The 17,445-nt window shown below is 40.5% G+C and carries 14 protein-coding genes; 9 read left to right on the forward strand and 5 right to left on the reverse strand.

The genetic code is table 11. The features are described 5' to 3' along the window. Positions 1–108 precede the first annotated feature (108 nt). The 3 genes from H4J65_RS02120 to H4J65_RS02130 all read left to right on the forward strand — a co-directional run bounded on the left by H4J65_RS02120 (position 109) and on the right by H4J65_RS02130 (position 2,339). Complete coding sequence (locus H4J65_RS02120) at positions 109–921, forward strand: DUF2884 family protein (protein WP_182194838.1); 813 nt, start codon at positions 109–111, stop codon at positions 919–921. A gap of 120 nt (positions 922–1,041) precedes the next feature. Then, positions 1,042–1,806 (forward strand): tRNA-uridine aminocarboxypropyltransferase, encoded by a 765-nt coding sequence (locus tag H4J65_RS02125; RefSeq protein ID WP_182135691.1) that lies wholly within the window; start codon positions 1,042–1,044, stop codon positions 1,804–1,806. A 95-nt stretch (positions 1,807–1,901) separates the two neighbouring features. Further along, positions 1,902–2,339, forward strand: a complete 438-nt coding sequence (locus H4J65_RS02130; protein ID WP_182135692.1) for a DUF3010 family protein — start codon at positions 1,902–1,904, stop codon at positions 2,337–2,339. Positions 2,340–2,446: 107 nt separating this feature from the next. Here H4J65_RS02130 and H4J65_RS02135 read toward each other — a convergent pair whose 3' ends face one another. From H4J65_RS02135 to H4J65_RS02145, 3 genes are all read right to left on the reverse strand, one after another. Continuing rightward, positions 2,447–4,642 (reverse strand): M3 family metallopeptidase, encoded by a 2,196-nt coding sequence (locus H4J65_RS02135; RefSeq protein ID WP_182135693.1) that lies wholly within the window; start codon positions 4,640–4,642, stop codon positions 2,447–2,449. Between the two features lie 436 nt (positions 4,643–5,078). Beyond that, positions 5,079–5,591, reverse strand: a complete 513-nt coding sequence (locus H4J65_RS02140; RefSeq protein WP_220465069.1) for a TlpA disulfide reductase family protein — start codon at positions 5,589–5,591, stop codon at positions 5,079–5,081. Positions 5,592–5,691: 100 nt separating this feature from the next. Next, positions 5,692–7,326 carry a choline dehydrogenase gene (locus H4J65_RS02145; RefSeq protein WP_310649902.1) on the reverse strand — a complete coding sequence of 545 codons (1,635 nt, stop codon included), beginning with the start codon at positions 7,324–7,326 and terminating at the stop codon, positions 5,692–5,694. Positions 7,327–7,728: 402 nt separating this feature from the next. Between H4J65_RS02145 and H4J65_RS02150 the strand changes: the two genes are divergently transcribed. From H4J65_RS02150 to H4J65_RS02160, 4 genes are read left to right on the forward strand one after another with little or no spacing between them, the layout of a single operon-like run. Then, positions 7,729–8,472, forward strand: a complete 744-nt coding sequence (locus tag H4J65_RS02150) for an ABC transporter ATP-binding protein (RefSeq protein WP_182194842.1) — start codon at positions 7,729–7,731, stop codon at positions 8,470–8,472. A gap of 7 nt (positions 8,473–8,479) precedes the next feature. Further along, a complete protein-coding gene (locus tag H4J65_RS17905; protein ID WP_220465070.1) occupies positions 8,480–9,247 on the forward strand; it encodes a hypothetical protein in 768 nt (255 codons plus the stop codon). Next, the gene (locus tag H4J65_RS02155) at positions 9,229–10,842 is read left to right on the forward strand and encodes an ABC transporter permease (protein WP_220465071.1); all 1,614 of its coding nucleotides are present in this window, start codon (positions 9,229–9,231) and stop codon (positions 10,840–10,842) included. The genes H4J65_RS17905 and H4J65_RS02155 overlap by 19 nt, the downstream gene beginning before the upstream one ends. A gap of 4 nt (positions 10,843–10,846) precedes the next feature. Further along, positions 10,847–12,055, forward strand: a complete 1,209-nt coding sequence (locus H4J65_RS02160) for an efflux RND transporter periplasmic adaptor subunit (protein WP_182194845.1) — start codon at positions 10,847–10,849, stop codon at positions 12,053–12,055. A gap of 156 nt (positions 12,056–12,211) precedes the next feature. Here the strand turns inward: H4J65_RS02160 and H4J65_RS02165 are convergent, their stop codons facing one another. Together H4J65_RS02165 and rpsT are read right to left on the reverse strand one after the other, a co-directional pair. Then, positions 12,212–13,867, reverse strand: coding sequence for a dipeptidyl-peptidase 3 family protein (locus tag H4J65_RS02165; RefSeq protein ID WP_182194850.1), 1,656 nt, complete (start codon positions 13,865–13,867; stop codon positions 12,212–12,214). Between the two features lie 145 nt (positions 13,868–14,012). Beyond that, entirely contained in the window at positions 14,013–14,273 is a 261-nt protein-coding gene (gene rpsT, locus H4J65_RS02170; protein ID WP_182137511.1) for a 30S ribosomal protein S20, read from the reverse strand. Positions 14,274–14,760: 487 nt separating this feature from the next. Here rpsT and murJ point away from each other — a divergent pair, with 487 nt between their 5' ends. After that, positions 14,761–16,341: a murein biosynthesis integral membrane protein MurJ gene (gene murJ, locus H4J65_RS02175; RefSeq protein WP_182194854.1), complete on the forward strand. Its 1,581-nt coding sequence runs from the start codon at positions 14,761–14,763 to the stop codon at positions 16,339–16,341. 133 nt (positions 16,342–16,474) lie between these two features. Next, a complete protein-coding gene (gene ribF, locus H4J65_RS02180) occupies positions 16,475–17,422 on the forward strand; it encodes a bifunctional riboflavin kinase/FAD synthetase (protein ID WP_182137509.1) in 948 nt (315 codons plus the stop codon). The last annotated feature ends 23 nt before the right edge of the window (positions 17,423–17,445 follow it).

The raw sequence follows: 17,445 nt of genomic DNA on the forward strand, positions 1-17,445 counted from the left end.
ATTAAACAAGTTTTAATGTTGGCATCAGTCTTGTAATCAATAGCGTTAACAAGTGGTTTTCTGACACGACTATCGCTCTAGAAACTTAATTTTTAAAGGAAGATTAATATGAAAACATTGATTGCTACCGCTCTCATTATGGCAAGCTCAGCAAGTTATGGACACGATAATTCTTTTTCTAGTGAATCATGTAATCTTGACTTAAATGGTGGCATTAATATCAATGCTCAAGAAATTACTTTTTCTAAAGATAAATCGCCACTGTATAGCATCACTGAAAATGACACTTTACTGATAAACGGCGAAAAAATTGCTTTAACAGCTCACCAAGAGTCTTTATTACGCGATTACTCAACTCATATACGTAATCTTGTACCAGAAGTGAGAAGCATCGCCTTAGATGCTATTGATTTAGCCATTGATGGCGTTAATCTAGCCTTTAACGAATTGTTAGGTGAAGGAAACCAGGCTAGCGCTGAGTTAACTAGCCAATTAACCACCATTCGTGGTGAAGTTGATGCTGAATTTACTCAACATGAAAATTTCTATATCGACGAAGAAGGCTTCTCCGGAAAAGATTTTTTTGGTGAAAACTTTGAGCAAAGAATTGAATCAGCCGTAGAAAGTACGATTAAAAGCGCTTTAGGCAGTTTAATGATTGCGGTTGGCCAAGAAATGCTGTTTTCAGGTGGCGATATGAAGGCTTTTGAAAGCAAAATGGAGAATTTTGGTGAGCTAATAGAGCATGAAATGAAAACGCGTAGTGCAGGGCTAGAAAAGCGCGCTGACGCTTTATGTCGTTCCATTATAGTGATAGATAAAATGGAAGAGCAATTGAAAGAAAGTATCGACGAAATTGCCGATTATGATTTGATCACCGCTAGCGCAAAACACAGCGTAGCGAATTCTAAGCTAATGTAGCCTGTAAAATTAGTCAACTTGTGGATAAAAAGCGCTGCTCAATTTGAGCTGCGCTTTTTTATTGCCAATATCCTACATGCACGTTAAAGTAGCGGCCTAAATAGTCTTGATATATCCTTTATGCACGCTGTACAGCAACTTCATCAATATCGTAAAAGCCTAAGTACCACCACCTATAAATCACGAGGTCAGCGAGTTATTCGTTGTGAGTTATGTCGATTAGCCAAACCATTTTGTATTTGTGACTTGTCGCCTAAGGTAAGTTCTCAGGCCGGATTTTTGTTGTTGATGTATGACACTGAGGTTTTAAAACCGAGTAATACCGGTAAGTTAATTGCTGATTTGATCCCCGACAGTTTTGCATTTCTTTGGTCAAGAACACAAGTAAACCCAGATATTATCACCTTGTTAAATGATCCTATGTGGCAACCTATGATCGTTTTTCCTAAAGCATATGTCGGCGAAGATCGTGAAATTTTTGATAATAAAATCACGGTTACATCGGGCAAAAGGCCCTTATTTATTATGCTAGATGGCTGTTGGCGAGAAGCTAAAAAAATGTTTCGCCGCAGTCCTTATTTACAACATCTACCGGTAGTGTCATTTACACCAAAAACACCTGAAAACTCAACAGAGTTAAGTTCTCGTTATCAAATTCGCTTAGCGGCCAATAATACTGAATTAGCAACCGCTGAAGTTGCCGCCCAGGTTTTGTCTTTAGTAGGAGAGCAAACCAATGCAGATTTACTTGATCTCTGGTTTGATGTTTTTAGTTATCAATACCAGCGCGGTGTTTGCCAAGTCAATAAAGCGAATCCTAATGCGGTCTCAGATTACACCGAGTTCGCTCAGCTTAATGGCATCACTTTGGCAAAAGATGTATAACTACTTTTAAAAGCTTAACTTTAAATGCATGAAAACACTGCAGCTAAAGCAAAACTATTTTATAATAATGCACATTATAGTAACGAGGTTAATTTATGAAGATATGTGGTGTTGAGTTAAAAGGTAACGATGCAATTATTTGTATCATGTCGCGGGAAAATGGGTTGTACGACATACCAAATACGCGCGTACAAAAAATTAGTCTTGTTGACGCAGGCGATGCTGCGCAAGTACAAGAGTTTCAGTTTGCTTTTGCCAAACTGATGGAAGACTACAAAGTTGAAAAAGTGGTGATTAAAGGCCGTGGTTTAAAAGGCAAGTTTGCTGGCGGACCGGTTGGTTTTAAATTAGAAGCAGCGATTCAACTTATTAAAGATTTACCGGTTGAAATACTGCCAAGTAGTTTTATCAAAAAGGCACTAACACGTAGCCAAGTGGATATTGATTTTCGTGATACGGGTTTAAAACAATATCAAGAAGGTGCTTTTGAAACTGTTTTTGGCTTTTTCGAAGGCAGCTTGTATTTGCAATAATACCAAGTGTAATCATGCTTAGTTAGTTGATAAGTTAAGTAAATAAAAAGGGTCGCTAAATAGCGACCCTTTTTTGTTTACTCAGTAAAATGCTCTACTTAGTGAAGTTACTTACTGATTAAACCACTATGTTCATGTAAAAGTTCTACGGTTGGTTCTTTACTGCTTAAACCGCGACGTTCAAGTAAAGGTTCTACTGTTGGGTCTTTACCTCTGAAACGACGGTACATGACTGTTGGATCGTCTGTTCCACCACTTTCTAGTACGTGCTTGCGATATAATTCAGCCGTTTCTTGATCGAATATGCCATTTTCTTTAAAGGCTAACCAAGTGTCAGCGTCATAGATATTTGACCAGATATAACCGTAATAACCGGCTGAATAACCACCGGCGAAGATATGTGAATAATAACCTGTTTTATATCTTGGCGCGATTTGTTCAATTAAACCCATTTCTTTTAAAACGTTTTTTTCAAAACTATTAGCATCTTGTATCTCAGCTGTTTCTAATGAATGCCAGCTCATATCCAATAATGCGGCGGCTAAATATTCAGTGGTACCAAAACCCTGATTAAACTTGCCTGAAGCTTGAATTTTTTCAACAAGGGCTTGAGGGATCACTTCACCTGTTTGGTAGTGTTTAGCAAAATTTGCTAATACTTCCGGCTCTGTCATCCAGTTTTCCATAACCTGTGAAGGGTATTCAACATAATCTCTTGGTAGTGCGGTACCGGTTTGAGAGCGGTAATAACCATCAGATAATAAACCTTGAATCGCATGACCAAATTCATGGAATAAAGTTGATGCTTGATCAAAGGTTAATAGTGTTGGTTTATCGCCAATGGGGCGAGGGTAATTTAATACATTGTAAATAATGGGCGTGACTTCTTCGCCATTCATACGATATTGCTTACGGAAACTGCTCATCCAAGCACCGCCACGTTTGCTTTCTCGTACGTAGTGATCTGTCATGTAGACGCCGACATAGCTGCCGTCACGATCATGCACTTCAAAGGTACGCACTTCTGGGTGGTATTTAGGTAAATCATCACGCTCTTTAAAGGTAACACCCCAAAGTTTTTCTGCCGTAAAGAAAACCCCTTGTAGCGTTGCTTCTAATGAGAAGTAAGGTTTGGTTTCTGCGGCGTCAATGTCAAAGCGTTGTTTACGGATTTTTTCAGCGTAGTACCACCAATCCCATGCCGCCACTGTAAAGTTATCACCTTGTGCGTCAATCATTTTTTGGATATCAGCGGTTTCTTCTTTCGCACGTTCTAATGCGGCAGGCCAAACTTTATTTAATAATTCAAAAACATTTTCAGGGGTTTTTGCCGTGGCATTTTCAAGGACAAAATGGGCATGAGTTTTATAACCTAATAACTGCGCCTTTTGATAACGCAAGCTAGCAATTTCACTAGCAATGGCTTGGTTGTTATTGGCGTTGTCGTTATTACCACGCAGGGTATATCCTTTATAGATAGTTTCACGTAGTTCACGGTTGTTTGAATAGGTTAAAAATGGATTTTTACTTGGGCGATGGGTGGTAAATACCCACTTGCCTTCGTGGCCACGCGCTGTTGCGGTTTCGCTAGCGGCAGCAATAATATCAGCAGGTAAACCATCAAGATCGGCTTTATTATCAATGACCATTTCAAAATTGTTAGTTTCTGCTAGTAGATTCTCACCAAAATTTAGGCTTAAAGCACTTAACTTTTCATTTAAGTCACGTAAGGTTAACTTGTCAACATCGTTAAGGTTTGCACCACCTCGAACAAAGCTCTTATAGGTTGTTTCTAGTAGACGCTTTTGATCTGTACGTAAATCAAATATTATTTGATTATCATAAACTTCTTTTACCCGTACAAATAAAGCATGGTTCAGCGCTATATCATCAGCTAAGGCTGATAGTTTAGGTGACATTTCTTTGGCAATGGCGCGCATTTCTTCATCTGACATTGAGCCGATTAAACCGTAGAAGGTATTACTTACTTTAGTTAAAAAATTGCCTGACTTTTCCATCGCAACAATAGTATTTTCAAATGTTGGCAGCGATTTATCTTTTGTAATAGCCTCTATTTCAAGCTTTTTCTTTGCAATGCCATGATTAAATGCGGGTAAGTAATCACTCTTTTTAATTTTATCAAAGGGTGGAATTCCATGCGGTGTCGCGTACTCAGAAAAAAATGGATTGTTTGCTGTATTTTCTGCTTGCTCTATTTTCACAACGTCAGGGGGCGTTGTGTTCGGCTGACAACCGGCTAATGCGATTGCAATGGCCAATGGTGCGAGATAACGAGTTTTCATTAAATGACCTTTTAAGTTTATATCTAGAGGGCTAATAAGGTTTATTCAGAGCGATAGCATGGTATGAGTTATTTTATATCACAATGAAGCTAGTATCGATTCTATGTTGCACTCGCCATAGGTACAAGGCCATCAGAGAAAAATTCGATGAGTGGTGCGTTATTGGCGGTCAAATATACTTTTAGGGCTTAATTTAAAAAGGCTAAATGCTCTACTAAATAATTAGCCGCAGATAAAGTGATTTCAGAGCGTTTTCATTTTGAAGTCATCAAGGTGGTCTGATATAAATAAAGCCGATTTGGCGTTAGCTAAAGGTAGATGCTATAAGATTAAACTAGTAAATTATTGCTATTTTTAACAATTTTCACTTTGACTCACAAGCCAAAGCAAAAACGAAAGTGTCAAAGAAAGTGTATGATTAAGTTGAGTTAATGGCTTATTTAACTATCGCTTGAACCGCAAGCTCAAGCCGTGGGTCTGAGGTATCAGCGCTGGTATATTTAAATATCACTTGCTTGTGCTTGTTAATGAAAAAAGTTGTTGGTGTGCCGTTTACGCCATAAAGACTTGCGACTTCATCGCCATGAACGGCAGTAGGAAAGCTATAGCCTCGAGCGGCTAACTCATCTTGTGGTAGTACGCCGTCATCTTCATTAAAGCTAATAGCAACAAGCTTAACACCTTGCTGTTGATATTTTTTTTCAAGCTCGACTAGTTTTGGCTGTAGTACTTTGCAATAGGGACACCAGGTAGCCCAAAAATGTAAAATAGTCGCTTGTCCGTCAAATTGCGCGGAAGAAATAGTGTCACCATATTGTGTTTTAAGTTGCCAAGCCGGTGCTTGTGGCGCAACAGTGGTTTCTGCAGCATTGGCATTTAGGGTGAAAAATAGCAATACTAGCAAAGTGGCCGTGAATAATTTTTTGCTTAAAGTTAGTAAATAAATCAAACCAGATACTCATTAAGTGATTAGTTATTTAAATTGACCACACAAACCAGTATCTCGTTGCAAAAAAGTTTATTTATTTTTCTTATTGAGGTTAATCCGGCTAGTTAACCTTAACCTTAACTTTATCTTGGGCTAATGCATGTTCAGCCAGAATCATATCTGCTGCTTTTGCCGCAATCATCATGGTTGGCGCATTGGTGTTGCCACTAATTAGCGTTGGCATAATTGACGCGTCAACGACTCGCAGTTGCTTAATGCCTTTGACCTTTAACTGTTCGTCAACCACCGACAACTCATCTTGGCCCATTTTACAGGTACCGACAGGGTGGTAAATAGTATTACATTTTTCTTTTAGAAACTGGTGAATGTCTTGATCTGTAGTGCAATCTTCAGCTGGGAATATATGTTTAATATGTGTGAGAGATAAGGGTGCTGTCGATAATATTTTTCTAGCAATTTTCACGCCTTTTACCATGGTATCAATATCATCTTGATGATCTAACATATTCATGTGAATACGTGGATGCTGAGTGATTTTATTGCTGTTAAGTGTCACTGTGCCACGGCTTTTTGGCCTAAGCAGGCATACATGCAAGGATATGCCGTAGGTAAAGAGCAGTTTAAGATTTCTGCCGTGATCGTCCATGGCGGCGGGCACAAAGTGCAGTTGTAAATCGGGTTGATCCAAGGCTGGATCTGATTTGATAAAACCACCGGCTTCGGCAATAACCGTAGTCAACAGGCCGGTACGTTTAGTGATGAATTTTAATGTTTCTTTTGCGCCCCACCAAATTGATTTCGGACGAAGCGCCATTACTTGGCTTACATTATGTTGGGCGACGTTGAGGACATCGACATGATCCTGTAAATTTTTACCAACGCCTTCGAGTGCTTGTACAAGCGCAATATCATGCTTTGCTAATTCTGCTTTAGGTCCGACACCAGAAAGCATTAAAATTTGTGGCGAGTTGATCGCACCGGCACTGAGGATAATTTCGTGGTTCGCCATGATCTGCTGAACTTTACCGCGATGTTTATACTTAACACCTGTAGCAATCCCATCATGAATGACTACTTTTTCGACTTGTGTTTGGGTAATAACCGTTAAATTTTTACGGTGTAAATTGGGCGTTAAAAAGGCTTTTGCGGCACTGTGTCTTAAGCCATTTTTTTGCGTGACTTGATAGTAGCCAATGCCTTCTTGTGACGCGCCATTAAAATCATGATTTTCAGGATAACCTGCCGCTATGGCTGATTGCATGAAGTTTTCATTAATAGCGGGTTTAGAGACTGAGTCTGCAACATTAAGTGCACCGTTAATACCATGAAAATCATCCGGCCCACGTTCTTGATGTTCAAGGGCTTTAAAGTAGGGAAGAACGTCATTAAAACTCCAGCCTGGGTTACCTAAACTGTGCCAATGGTCATAATCATTTTGTTGTCCTCTAACATAGAGCATGGCGTTAATTGAGCTACTGCCACCTAGGGTTTTACCTCGTGGTGTAAAAATTTCTCGATTATTCAGGGTTTTTTCTTGCTGAGAGTTAAATTGCCAATTTAAGCTGCGATTTTGTAACAGGGCAATAATGCCAATGGGCAGATGGATCAACCAGTTTTTATCAGCTTTACCTGCCTCTAATAGGCAAACACTATGTTCGCCACTGGCTGATAATTTATCAGCTAATACGCAGCCAGCTGAGCCAGCCCCAATAATCACAAAATCAAATATCTTCACACGGCCACCTTAAAAGTTGCTGTTATTATTATTTTTAACACGTCGGACCACTATGATATAAAATAATTATTTATTCAACTGTTTCGCTTAAGCGCTATTTTTATCTCTCATCATTAATCTAGATTTGTATGAAATGGTTATAACCCAACAAGGGGCTTAAATTTACCATATGAGCACTCACACATTACTTGTCGTTTAACTGAGTTAAGTCAGTTGGTGAGCTATCATTATGAATTAGCCTATATTGGCTGTTGGTCGCTATCGTCTTTATATCAATCGCTATCATGGAGGCTATCATAGAGATAATGTCATGAATAAAGTCACTTTTAGAGCTTTCCAAGCCATTATTATCTGACCTCGTTTCATGTTGTTACGCTATTGTTTACCTAAGGGAGAAGCTGTATGTCATCTGACTCACAATCTCGACATCAAACACTGGAAGAAAATGTGGTATTTCATGTACACGAAGTGACCAAAGTGTATCAGATGGGTGAGGTGCAGGTGCGAGCTTTACGCGGTGTTGATATCGATCTGCATCGAGGAGAATTTACCGTATTGTTGGGGGCCTCGGGCAGTGGCAAATCAACCCTACTTAATATTCTGGGTGGTCTAGATATTCCCACAGAAGGCCATGTGTTTTACGGTGAGCGTGATCTGACACGAGCCACCGAAAGAGAGTTAACAGAGTATCGACGTTTTCATGTCGGTTTTGTTTTTCAGTTTTACAATTTAATTCCCAGCCTGACGGCACGTGAAAATGTTGCTGTAGTCACAGAAATTGCTAAGTCGCCGATGAAGCCAGAAGAGGCATTAAAACTAGTTGGTCTAGAGAATCGGCTTGATCATTTTCCTGCCCAGCTTTCCGGCGGTGAGCAACAGCGCGTTGCCATTGCACGTGCTATTGCCAAAAACCCTGATGTCTTGTTATGTGATGAGCCTACTGGCGCGTTAGATTCTAAAACCGGTATTGTCGTGCTGCAGGCTTTGCAACGAGTTAATCAGGCGTTAGGGACAACCACTGTGGTTATTACCCACAATGCCGGCATTGCTCAAATGGCTGATCGCGTTATCCATTTAACTGACGGCTTAATCAGTAAGGTCTATAAAAATGAAACTCGATTAAGACCTGATGAGTTGACGTGGTGATCTCGATATGAAAGCTATCGATATAAAATTATGGCGCGAACTTTGGGCTATGCGGATGCAAGCCCTAGCAATTATTATGGTAATTGTTGGTGGAGTGAGCATTTTTATTATGTCATTAAGTACACTCGATTCCTTGTTTGAAACCCGTGAAAATTATTACCGCAATCACCATTTCGCAGATGTGTTTGCTTCGCTAAAGCGTGCGCCCTTATCACTGGTAAAACGTATTCAGGAAATTCCTGGTGTTGATAAGGTTGAAACTCGGGTACTGGCTTATGTGAATCTTGATGTAGAAGATTTTAAGGATCCGGTCAGTGGTCATCTACTGTCATTAAATGCCAATAGTGCTGGCCTTTTAAATCAGATTTATTTACGTAAAGGGCATTTACTTGAGGCCGGTCGTGATAATGAAGTGTTACTCAGTGAAGAGTTCGCCCGTGCACATGATTTACAACCCGGTGATAAATTAGCAGCAACAATAAATGGTCGGCGAAAAGTACTAAATGTAGTCGGGCATGTGCTATCACCTGAATATATTTACCAGATTGCGCCCGGCGCAATGTTTCCAGATTATTACCGATACGGTGTTTTATGGATGGCCCGTAAGCCACTGGCAAGTGCCTATGATATGGACGGGGCATTTAATAATGTCACGCTTACCCTGAGTAAAGAGGGTAATGAACAGGATGTAATAGACCAGCTTGATGAATTGTTAAAACCCTATGGCGGCATAGGCGCATACGCGCGCAAGGACAGTTGTCTAATCGTTTTTTGACTGAGGAGCTTAAACAACAAAAAACCATAGCCACCATCTTTCCGATGATTTTTTTGGGCGTGGCAGCATTTCTTTTAAATGTTGTCGCAAGTCGCCTGATCAGTTTACAGCGTGAACAGATTGCCGGACTTAAGGCCTTCGGTTATAGCAACTTTGCTGTTGGCTTGCATTACACAAAATTGATATTAATGATCACCGCTATTGGCGTTATTGCAGGCATAGGTTTTGGTGTCTGGATGGGCAAGGGCATGAGTAATATTTACATGACCTTTTATAGCCTACCATTTATGATTTATGTACTAAAAGCTGAGGTTATTATTGCTGCGGTGTTAATTAGTATGGGCGTTGCCATGGTTGGCACTTTGTATGCGGTATCTAGTGCGGCCAGTTTACCACCGGCACAGGCAATGCGCCCCGAGCCCCCGGCAATGTATCATACAACCCTGATTGAAAAGCTGGGCTTACAGCGCTGGTTTACACAACCAACGCGAATGATTTTTCGTCACATTGAGCGCCGGCCCTTAAAATCATTCATGACTATATTGGGTATTAGCATGGCCTGTGGCACTATGATGGTTGGTGGCTTTCAAGAGGGAGCTATAAAGCACATGGTCGAGGTGCAGTTTGGTATGAGTCAGCGCAGCGATCTAACGGCAATATATACTGAGCCAACATCTCAGCGTTCACTTTATTCACTACAGAGTTTACTGGGTGTAGAGCATGTTGAAGGTTTTCGAGTCGTTACGGCAAAATTGCGCTTTGAACATCGCTCGTATAGAACTTCTGTGCAAGGAATAGCGCCTGATGGCAGCCTGATGCGCCTGCTTGATACGCGCCTGAAAGTGATTGATTTACCGCCAGAGGGCATCATTCTCACCGATTACCTGGCAGAGATATTACATATTAAGGTCGGTGATATGCTGACCATAGAAGTGCTGGAAGGTGATTGTCCTGTGGTGCAAGTACCCCTGGTTGGTCTGGCTAAAGAGTATCTGGGTTTAAATGGTTATATGCAGTTAAACTCACTAAATCGCCTGCTAAATGAAGGCCATGTTATTTCCGCTGCTTGGTTAAAAGTCGATAGATTACATCAGGCTGATGTCTACGCAGAGCTTAAAGGTGCGCCACGCATAGCCGGCGTAGTTGAGCAAGAATCGGCGATTAAATCTTTTTATGAAACGATGGATGAAACGATTTTATTTTTTACCTATATCACCACTTTGCTAGGTGGAAGCATAGCATTTGGTGTGGTTTACAACAGTATGCGCATTGCGCTATCTGAGCGAAACCGAGAACTGGCCAGTTTGCGTGTGTTGGGATTTCATCGCTCAGAGGTTGCTTATATTCTTCTGGGTGAAATGGCCGTGTTAACACTTATCGCTATTCCGCTGGGAATGATGATTGGTTATGGTTTGTGTGCATTTCTTGCGTTTCAGTTTGATTCTGATTTATATCGTATACCGCTGGTGCTTGGCTTGAAAGTTTATGCTTTTGCTGCGCTGGTGGTGATTGGCTCTTCTGTCATTTCTGCATTGATGATTTGGCGTAATCTGGCACACCTAGATATGGTGGCCGTACTTAAAACTAAGGAGTAAACAGATGCTTGCTCTGTTAAAAAAACATCCATTGATATGCTTTATTGTTGCCTTAACCACCGGATTATTGATTTGGGGTTTCTGGCCACAGCCCATTATGGTTGAAGGCATAGCGGCAAGGTACGCACCTATGACGGTAAGCATTGAAGAGGAGGGCCGTACCCGGTTGATTGATCGTTACCTGATATCAGCGTCTGTTGATGGCGTAACCTGTCGTCAACAATTAAAGGTCGGTGATACGGTTAAGCAAGGGCAGGTATTGTTAGGGATTACGCCATTACAATCACAGGTGCTAGATCCGCGCAGCCGTGCCCAAGCTCAGGCTCAAGTAGCCGCCGCAAAATCGGCTTTACATGCTGCGCAAGAACAGGCAAATGCAGCATCTGCATCGGCACAATTAGCCAGTAATGAATTAACACGGCTGCAACCATTAATGGCACAGGCTTTGATTTCACGTGAAGCCTTTGATAAGGCCCAAACCCAGGCACAAACGACGGCAGCGGCAAAACGTTCAGCCAATTTTAGTGTCGAGGTGGCTAAATATGAACTGGAAGCTGCGGCCACGGCTCTACAATATTCAGCTGCCGCTGACAGTGGAGAGCCGGTAGAGCGAGTAAATGTTCGATCGCCGATTGATGGAAAGATTCTTAAAGTTGTTCGTGAATGTGAAGGTCCAGTGCGTACTGGTGAGCCATTACTAGAAGTGGGCAACCCTTCAGCTCTGGAAATAGAGGTGGATGTACTTTCCGCCGATGCGGTGAAAATAAAACCCGGCATGAAGGTTTTGTTTGATCGCTGGGGCGGCGATAAACCTTTAGAGGGGCGGGTTCGAATAGTTGAACCGGTTGGCTTTACCAAAGCGTCAGCACTTGGGGTTGAAGAGCAACGCGTGTTGATTATTTCTGATTTTGTTTCTGAGGCTCAGCTTTGGAATCAACTGGGAGATGGTTATCGAGTTGAGGCAAATTTTATTTTATGGCAGCAGGAAAATGTACTGCAAATACCGGCGAGCAGCTTATTTAGATATAAGGGGGGCTGGGCAGTGTTTATTATTGAGCGTGATCTGGCGGTAAGACGGGAAGTTAAAGTCGGTCAGCGTAACGGTTTAATTGCCCAGATTCTTGAGGGCGTAAATGATGGTGAACTGGTTATCAATCATCCGAGTGATGAAGTGGACGATGGTAAGCGTGTAGAAGTACGCTCATTTGAATAACACAACAAGTGTATTTCCAGCCACAGTTTCAAGCCCCTGTAACCTTACTAAATAATGGCCAAATAACGGCCAAAAAAAAGCTAAACCAATGTTTAGCCTTTTCGAGCGATATTAAATCAAGTTAGCTTCACTTCACTTAACTTGATTTAACTTAACTTAATTTAGCCCAAGCACTTTTTTACCTTGTTTAAAGGTAATATCGACAGGAATTTTTGCGCTTTCTAAACTGGCTAAGTCTTCTGCTAAATGGCTGTTAATCACACCACTTTCTGCGACTAGTTTATCAACACCATCGTAATCACCGTTACCTTGCAAGGTTAGAATTAACTCTGACAAAGCATCAATAGCGGCGGTCATCTCTGCAACATTAACCTTGTATAACCCTTGTTCATTGCGAGTGAATGCACCTTGCTCAGCAAAGTAGTTAAAGCGCACCATATTGGCTTTACCGTGGGCTGAACTAGCACCAAAGCGCACCGAGCGAAATATACCGGTTAAAAATGTCGTGTAGTAGTCTTCTAGCGTACCTTCACTAATAACATTTTTAGCCAGTAGTTGACGTATCATGTAAAGGCCTAGTACATCGGCTTTGCCTTCTTCTAGAGCTGAGGCATGTTCTTTTAATGATTGACGCACTGTACCTTTGTCATTAATGGTGTTTTTAATGCCTAAGCCGTGCGCCACTTCATGAAACATAGTGTTGGCAAAAAAGGCGGTAAAGGTGACATTTTTTCGTTGCTCTGGCACAATTAATGTTTCGGCAATAGGGGTCATAATGGCGTCAAACTTTGCCCGCATGGCATTTTTTAACTGCAAACGACGTGTGCCTTTTTCCAGTTGTACTTGTTCGTCATTGGGCAAGTTAATCGCTATCGTTTTACCGCCGGCATTTGAATGCCCGGCATAATAAATAACATCATAAGCGTTTAAGTCGGCATCAGAGCCAGGGACTTCGGTTTTATACTTTTCACTGACCGGCAAGCCACGTTGTAATTCAGGTAAAAAATCAGCGTATTTTGAAAGCTTTTCACTCCACGACATATCTTTGATCAGTACGTAAGATTCAAAGGCGGCACGATAACCAAAAAGTTGATCTTCATAGGTTTCAATTGGACCTATAACAATATCAATGGGGTTGTTTTTCATGTCCATCCAAGCAAGGTCAGATGCCTGAAAATCATCATTACGTAATGCTGTGGCGCGTATATTAAGGTAATTAGCGAATTCTTTATTATCCGCAAAGGTCGCAGCTTTTTCTAAAATAACCGCAATGCGATTAATTTCGTCACTGTAGGCTTCTGAAAAGGCAATAGTGTTTAATTCACCATTTTCGTTTCTTATTACCAGCGAGTACAAACCATTTTTGTCATCAAAGGTGGCTTTTTCAAATTCGGCTTTGCTCATGTCGGCGGGATAGAACTGAGCGCCAGGGCTTTTTGCTGCGCTTTCAGTTAAAAAAGCTTTGTCACCATTTAATCGATCCCAAGGACCATAATTAATACGGGCAAACTCTCTGACTTTATCGTCATTTATTGACGCTAAAAAGCTAGTTTTATCTTGGCCAAAAGCTTGTTGCCAAAATAGATCATCAATAATGTCTGAGGCTTCGATAAGTAAAGACAACATTTTTTTCTGGTTCGTGGATAGGTGCGATAAGTCAGCACTTAAGGTCACTGTTTTATAAATATCTAAACGGTCTTGATATTCAGGTAACAAGCTAACACTTGCAAGCGGTGTTACTGCTTTGTTGTCACCACAAGCGGTTAATGTGCCAGCAATGATCAGCATAGAAGCGATTTTTGAAAGTTTCATGTAAGGTTTCTCTTGGTAAATACCGCCTAGAGACTACCAAAATAGATGATAAGCGCAAGCGCAAACAACAACAAACTCTTGCTTTAGTGGAATTACAGGCATAAAAAAACCGGCCAAGGCCGGTTTTTTAATTCTTTACAAAAAATTAAAGCGCTTTAATAGCAGCGTTTAAACGGCTCTTACTACGAGCGGCTTTATTTTTATGAATAAGACCTTTGCTTGCATAACGATCTAAAATCGGTGCAGCAGCAGCAAATTCTGTAGATGCTTTTTCTTTGTCACCGGCTGCGATAGCAGACATTACTTTCTTAAGTAAAGTACGCATCATTGAGCGACGGCTTGCATTGTGTTGGCGGCGCGTTTCAGATTGTAATGCGCGCTTCTTAGCAGACTTTGAGTTAGCCAAGGTGAACTCCTAAAATTGAATAAATATTGCCTAAATTTAAGGCGACGAAATATGCCTGTTTTTAACTGGTTTGTCAAATAATTTACTGTTTTAATTTGACCGTTCGGATAATTACCCGTTTGTATAAATAAAACCAATGGCGCATTCTAAAGTTTTTAGTTAAAAGTTGGAAGTGCTGTTCTCCTCTGATTTAACTAATTTTCGATATATTTGCTATTTATGTACTTTTTTGACAAAAAAAACACACTTTTAAGCCTTGAATAAGTGTGTTGCCCGATTATTCATAAAACATCTGCTTTAGGAGATTAAAGTCTTGTCTATCAATTTATAAAAGCCGCATAATAGAGAGATATTATCTATTATGCGAAATTTGGCTTGTTTTAATGATGAATCAATACTTATATTTGCTCATAATATCAGCGAATTAAATTAGTGTGAATAGGTTGAAAAATATTTTAAAAATAAGCATAACATTGGGGCAAGCTGTTTGAGTAAAAAACTAATTAAGTCAGGACTTATTGTCAGCGCTATGACATTAATTTCACGTGTGCTTGGCTTAGTGCGAGACATTGTTATTGCCAATATTATGGGCGCGGGGGCCTCAGCAGACGTATTCTTCTTTGCCAATAAAATCCCTAATTTTTTGCGACGTTTGTTTGCCGAAGGTGCTTTTGCACAAGCCTTTGTGCCGGTGTTAAGTGAATATCACACCCTTGATGAGGAGCATAGCACTAACGAAACACGCAAGTTAATTGGCCAAGTTTCAGGCACCCTGGGTGTTATTATTACCTTAGTCACCTTATTTGGCATGATAGCGTCGCCATTAATTGTGGCGCTGTTTGGCTTTGGTTGGTTTTTAGATTGGTTAAATGACGGTCCTGCGAGTGAAAAATTTGATCTGGCGAGTACATTATTAAAAATTACCTTTCCTTATTTGTGGTTTGTCAGTTTTACAGCACTATCAGGCGCGATATTAAATACTTATGGTCGCTTTGCTGTTTCAGCTTTTACGCCGGTGTTATTAAATGTGGGTATCATAGCTTGTGCTATTTACTTAGCACCTGTGATGGATAATCCCGCATTTGCCCTTGCTTGGGGCGTGTTTTTAGGTGGTTTTATTCAATTCGCTTTTCAGTTGCCCTTTTTATATCGCGCGGGTGCTCTGGTTAAACCAACATGGTCATGGCATTCGCCTGGCGTCACTAAAATACGAAAGTTGATTATTCCTGCACTCTTTGGCGTGTCAGTAACGCAAATAAATTTACTGCTTGATACCATTATCGCCAGTATGTTGATCACGGGTTCTATTAGTTGGTTATATTACGCTGACCGACTACTAGAATTTCCACTGGGCTTATTTGGTATAGGTATTGCGACCGTAATATTACCCAGCTTGGCTAAATTACATACTAAGAAAGACACTCAAGAATTTAGTGATACTTTAGATTGGGGCATCAGAGTTGTTTCTCTATTTGGTTGGCCGGCTTTAGCTGGGCTGATGGTGCTAGCACAGCCGATTATTATGGTGTTATTTATGCGAGGTGAATTCACCCAACATGAAGTTTTACAAGTGTCTTATGCTTTATTTGCTTACCTTTCAGGGTTACTCAGCTTTATGTTCATTAAAGTCTTAGCGCCGGGTTTTTATGCGCGCCAAGACACTAAAACACCGGTGAAAATTGCGATTAAAGCTATGGTGGCCAATATGGTATTTAATATGATGCTAGCACCATATTTTGGTTATGTTGGTTTAGCCATAGCAACAACTTTATCTGCAACCTTAAATGCACTGATGCTTTATCAGGGGCTAAAAGCGGCTAATGTTTTTCAGTTATCGGGTAAAACATGGTGGTTTATCAGCCGTCTTGTAAGCTCTGCAGGGATAATGGCTTTAGTTGTTTATCAAGTGTCACCTGATTTTGATGTTTGGCTTACCTACAGCTTTTCCAAGCAAGTGACCCAACTTTTGATCTGTATTAGCAGTGGCATAGTGAGTTATTTAATTTGTCTGCTTTTATTAGGTATTCGACTTTCAGATATCAAAATTAGACAAAAAACGCTTAATTAACACGATATTTCCCCTAAAATAACTCTTCATAAGGGCTGATTCTTATTGCTGACTCATATATAATTCATCGGCTTTTATTCTTTAATGATTTAGCTAGTAGTAAAGCACTATTGGCAGTAAGGTTTTTAATTAGATGCAATTAACACGTGGCATTCATAACATGCAGATTAACGTTGATAACAATCGTCAAGGTTGCGTGTTAACTATTGGCAATTTTGACGGCGTTCACTTAGGGCATAAGCAAGTGATTCTTGCTTTGGTTGAAAAAGCCAGAAAGCTAAACTGCGAAGCTGCCGTATTGGTCTTTGAACCCCAGCCTCAAGAGTTATTTTCGCCTGAAACAGCCCCCGCAAGATTGTGTCGATTACGTGACAAATATGTCCTATTAAAAAACTTAGGTATAGATAGATTAATTTGTATCAATTTTAATAGAAAATTTGCTAGTCTAACTGCCGAGACCTTTATCAAAGAGTTATTAGTTAAACGCTTAGCGATAAAACACTTGATTGTTGGTGATGATTTTCATTTTGGTAAAAATCGCCAAGGTAATTTTTCCATGCTTAAGGCTGCTGGCAAGCAGTTTGACTTCTCAGTCACTGATACCGCAAGCCATAAATTAGCAGGTTGTCGGGTAAGCAGCACAGCAATCAGGCAGTTATTAGAGAGAGATGATTTAGACGGCGCAAAAACCATGTTAGGGCGGCCCTATTCAATTATTGGCAAAGTTTTTCATGGTGATAAACGCGGCCGTGAAATAGGTTTTCCTACCGCCAATATAAGATTAAAACGTCGGGTTTCGCCTGTTTCAGGGGTTTACGCGGTGCAGGTTAAAAGCCCATTTGGTCACCATTACGGTGTCGCAAACATAGGTTCAAGACCGACAGTTGCTGGTATTAGGCAACAATTAGAAGTACATATATTTGATTTTGATAACAATTTATACGGCGCAATCATTGAGGTAGTTATGTTGAAAAAACTACGAAGTGAACATAAGTTTAACTCGTTAGTTGAGCTTACCGAACAAATTGCCACCGATACTGAACAGGCCCGCACTTTTGTGCAACATTTAGCTATTACTTAACGACATCGTAACGATAACTTATT

The sequence above is a fragment of the Colwellia sp. MB02u-9 genome (assembly GCF_014077085.1).
In the GTDB taxonomy this organism is placed as follows: Bacteria; Pseudomonadota; Gammaproteobacteria; order Enterobacterales; family Alteromonadaceae; genus Cognaticolwellia.

What these genes read in the sequence shown, in the direction of transcription:
- H4J65_RS02125 (WP_182135691.1), top strand. Translation starts at nt 1,042, where the DNA reads ATGCACGCTGTACAGCAACTTCATCAATATCGTAAAAGCCTAAGTACC.
- H4J65_RS02120 (WP_182194838.1), top strand. Translation starts at nt 109, where the DNA reads ATGAAAACATTGATTGCTACCGCTCTCATTATGGCAAGCTCAGCAAGT.
- H4J65_RS02130 (WP_182135692.1), top strand. Translation starts at nt 1,902, where the DNA reads ATGAAGATATGTGGTGTTGAGTTAAAAGGTAACGATGCAATTATTTGT.
- H4J65_RS02150 (WP_182194842.1), top strand. Translation starts at nt 7,729, where the DNA reads ATGTCATCTGACTCACAATCTCGACATCAAACACTGGAAGAAAATGTG.
- H4J65_RS02135 (WP_182135693.1), bottom strand. Translation starts at nt 4,642, where the DNA reads ATGAAAACTCGTTATCTCGCACCATTGGCCATTGCAATCGCATTAGCC.
- H4J65_RS17905 (WP_220465070.1), top strand. Translation starts at nt 8,480, where the DNA reads ATGAAAGCTATCGATATAAAATTATGGCGCGAACTTTGGGCTATGCGG.
- ribF (WP_182137509.1), top strand. Translation starts at nt 16,475, where the DNA reads ATGCAATTAACACGTGGCATTCATAACATGCAGATTAACGTTGATAAC.
- H4J65_RS02165 (WP_182194850.1), bottom strand. Translation starts at nt 13,867, where the DNA reads ATGAAACTTTCAAAAATCGCTTCTATGCTGATCATTGCTGGCACATTA.
- H4J65_RS02160 (WP_182194845.1), top strand. Translation starts at nt 10,847, where the DNA reads ATGCTTGCTCTGTTAAAAAAACATCCATTGATATGCTTTATTGTTGCC.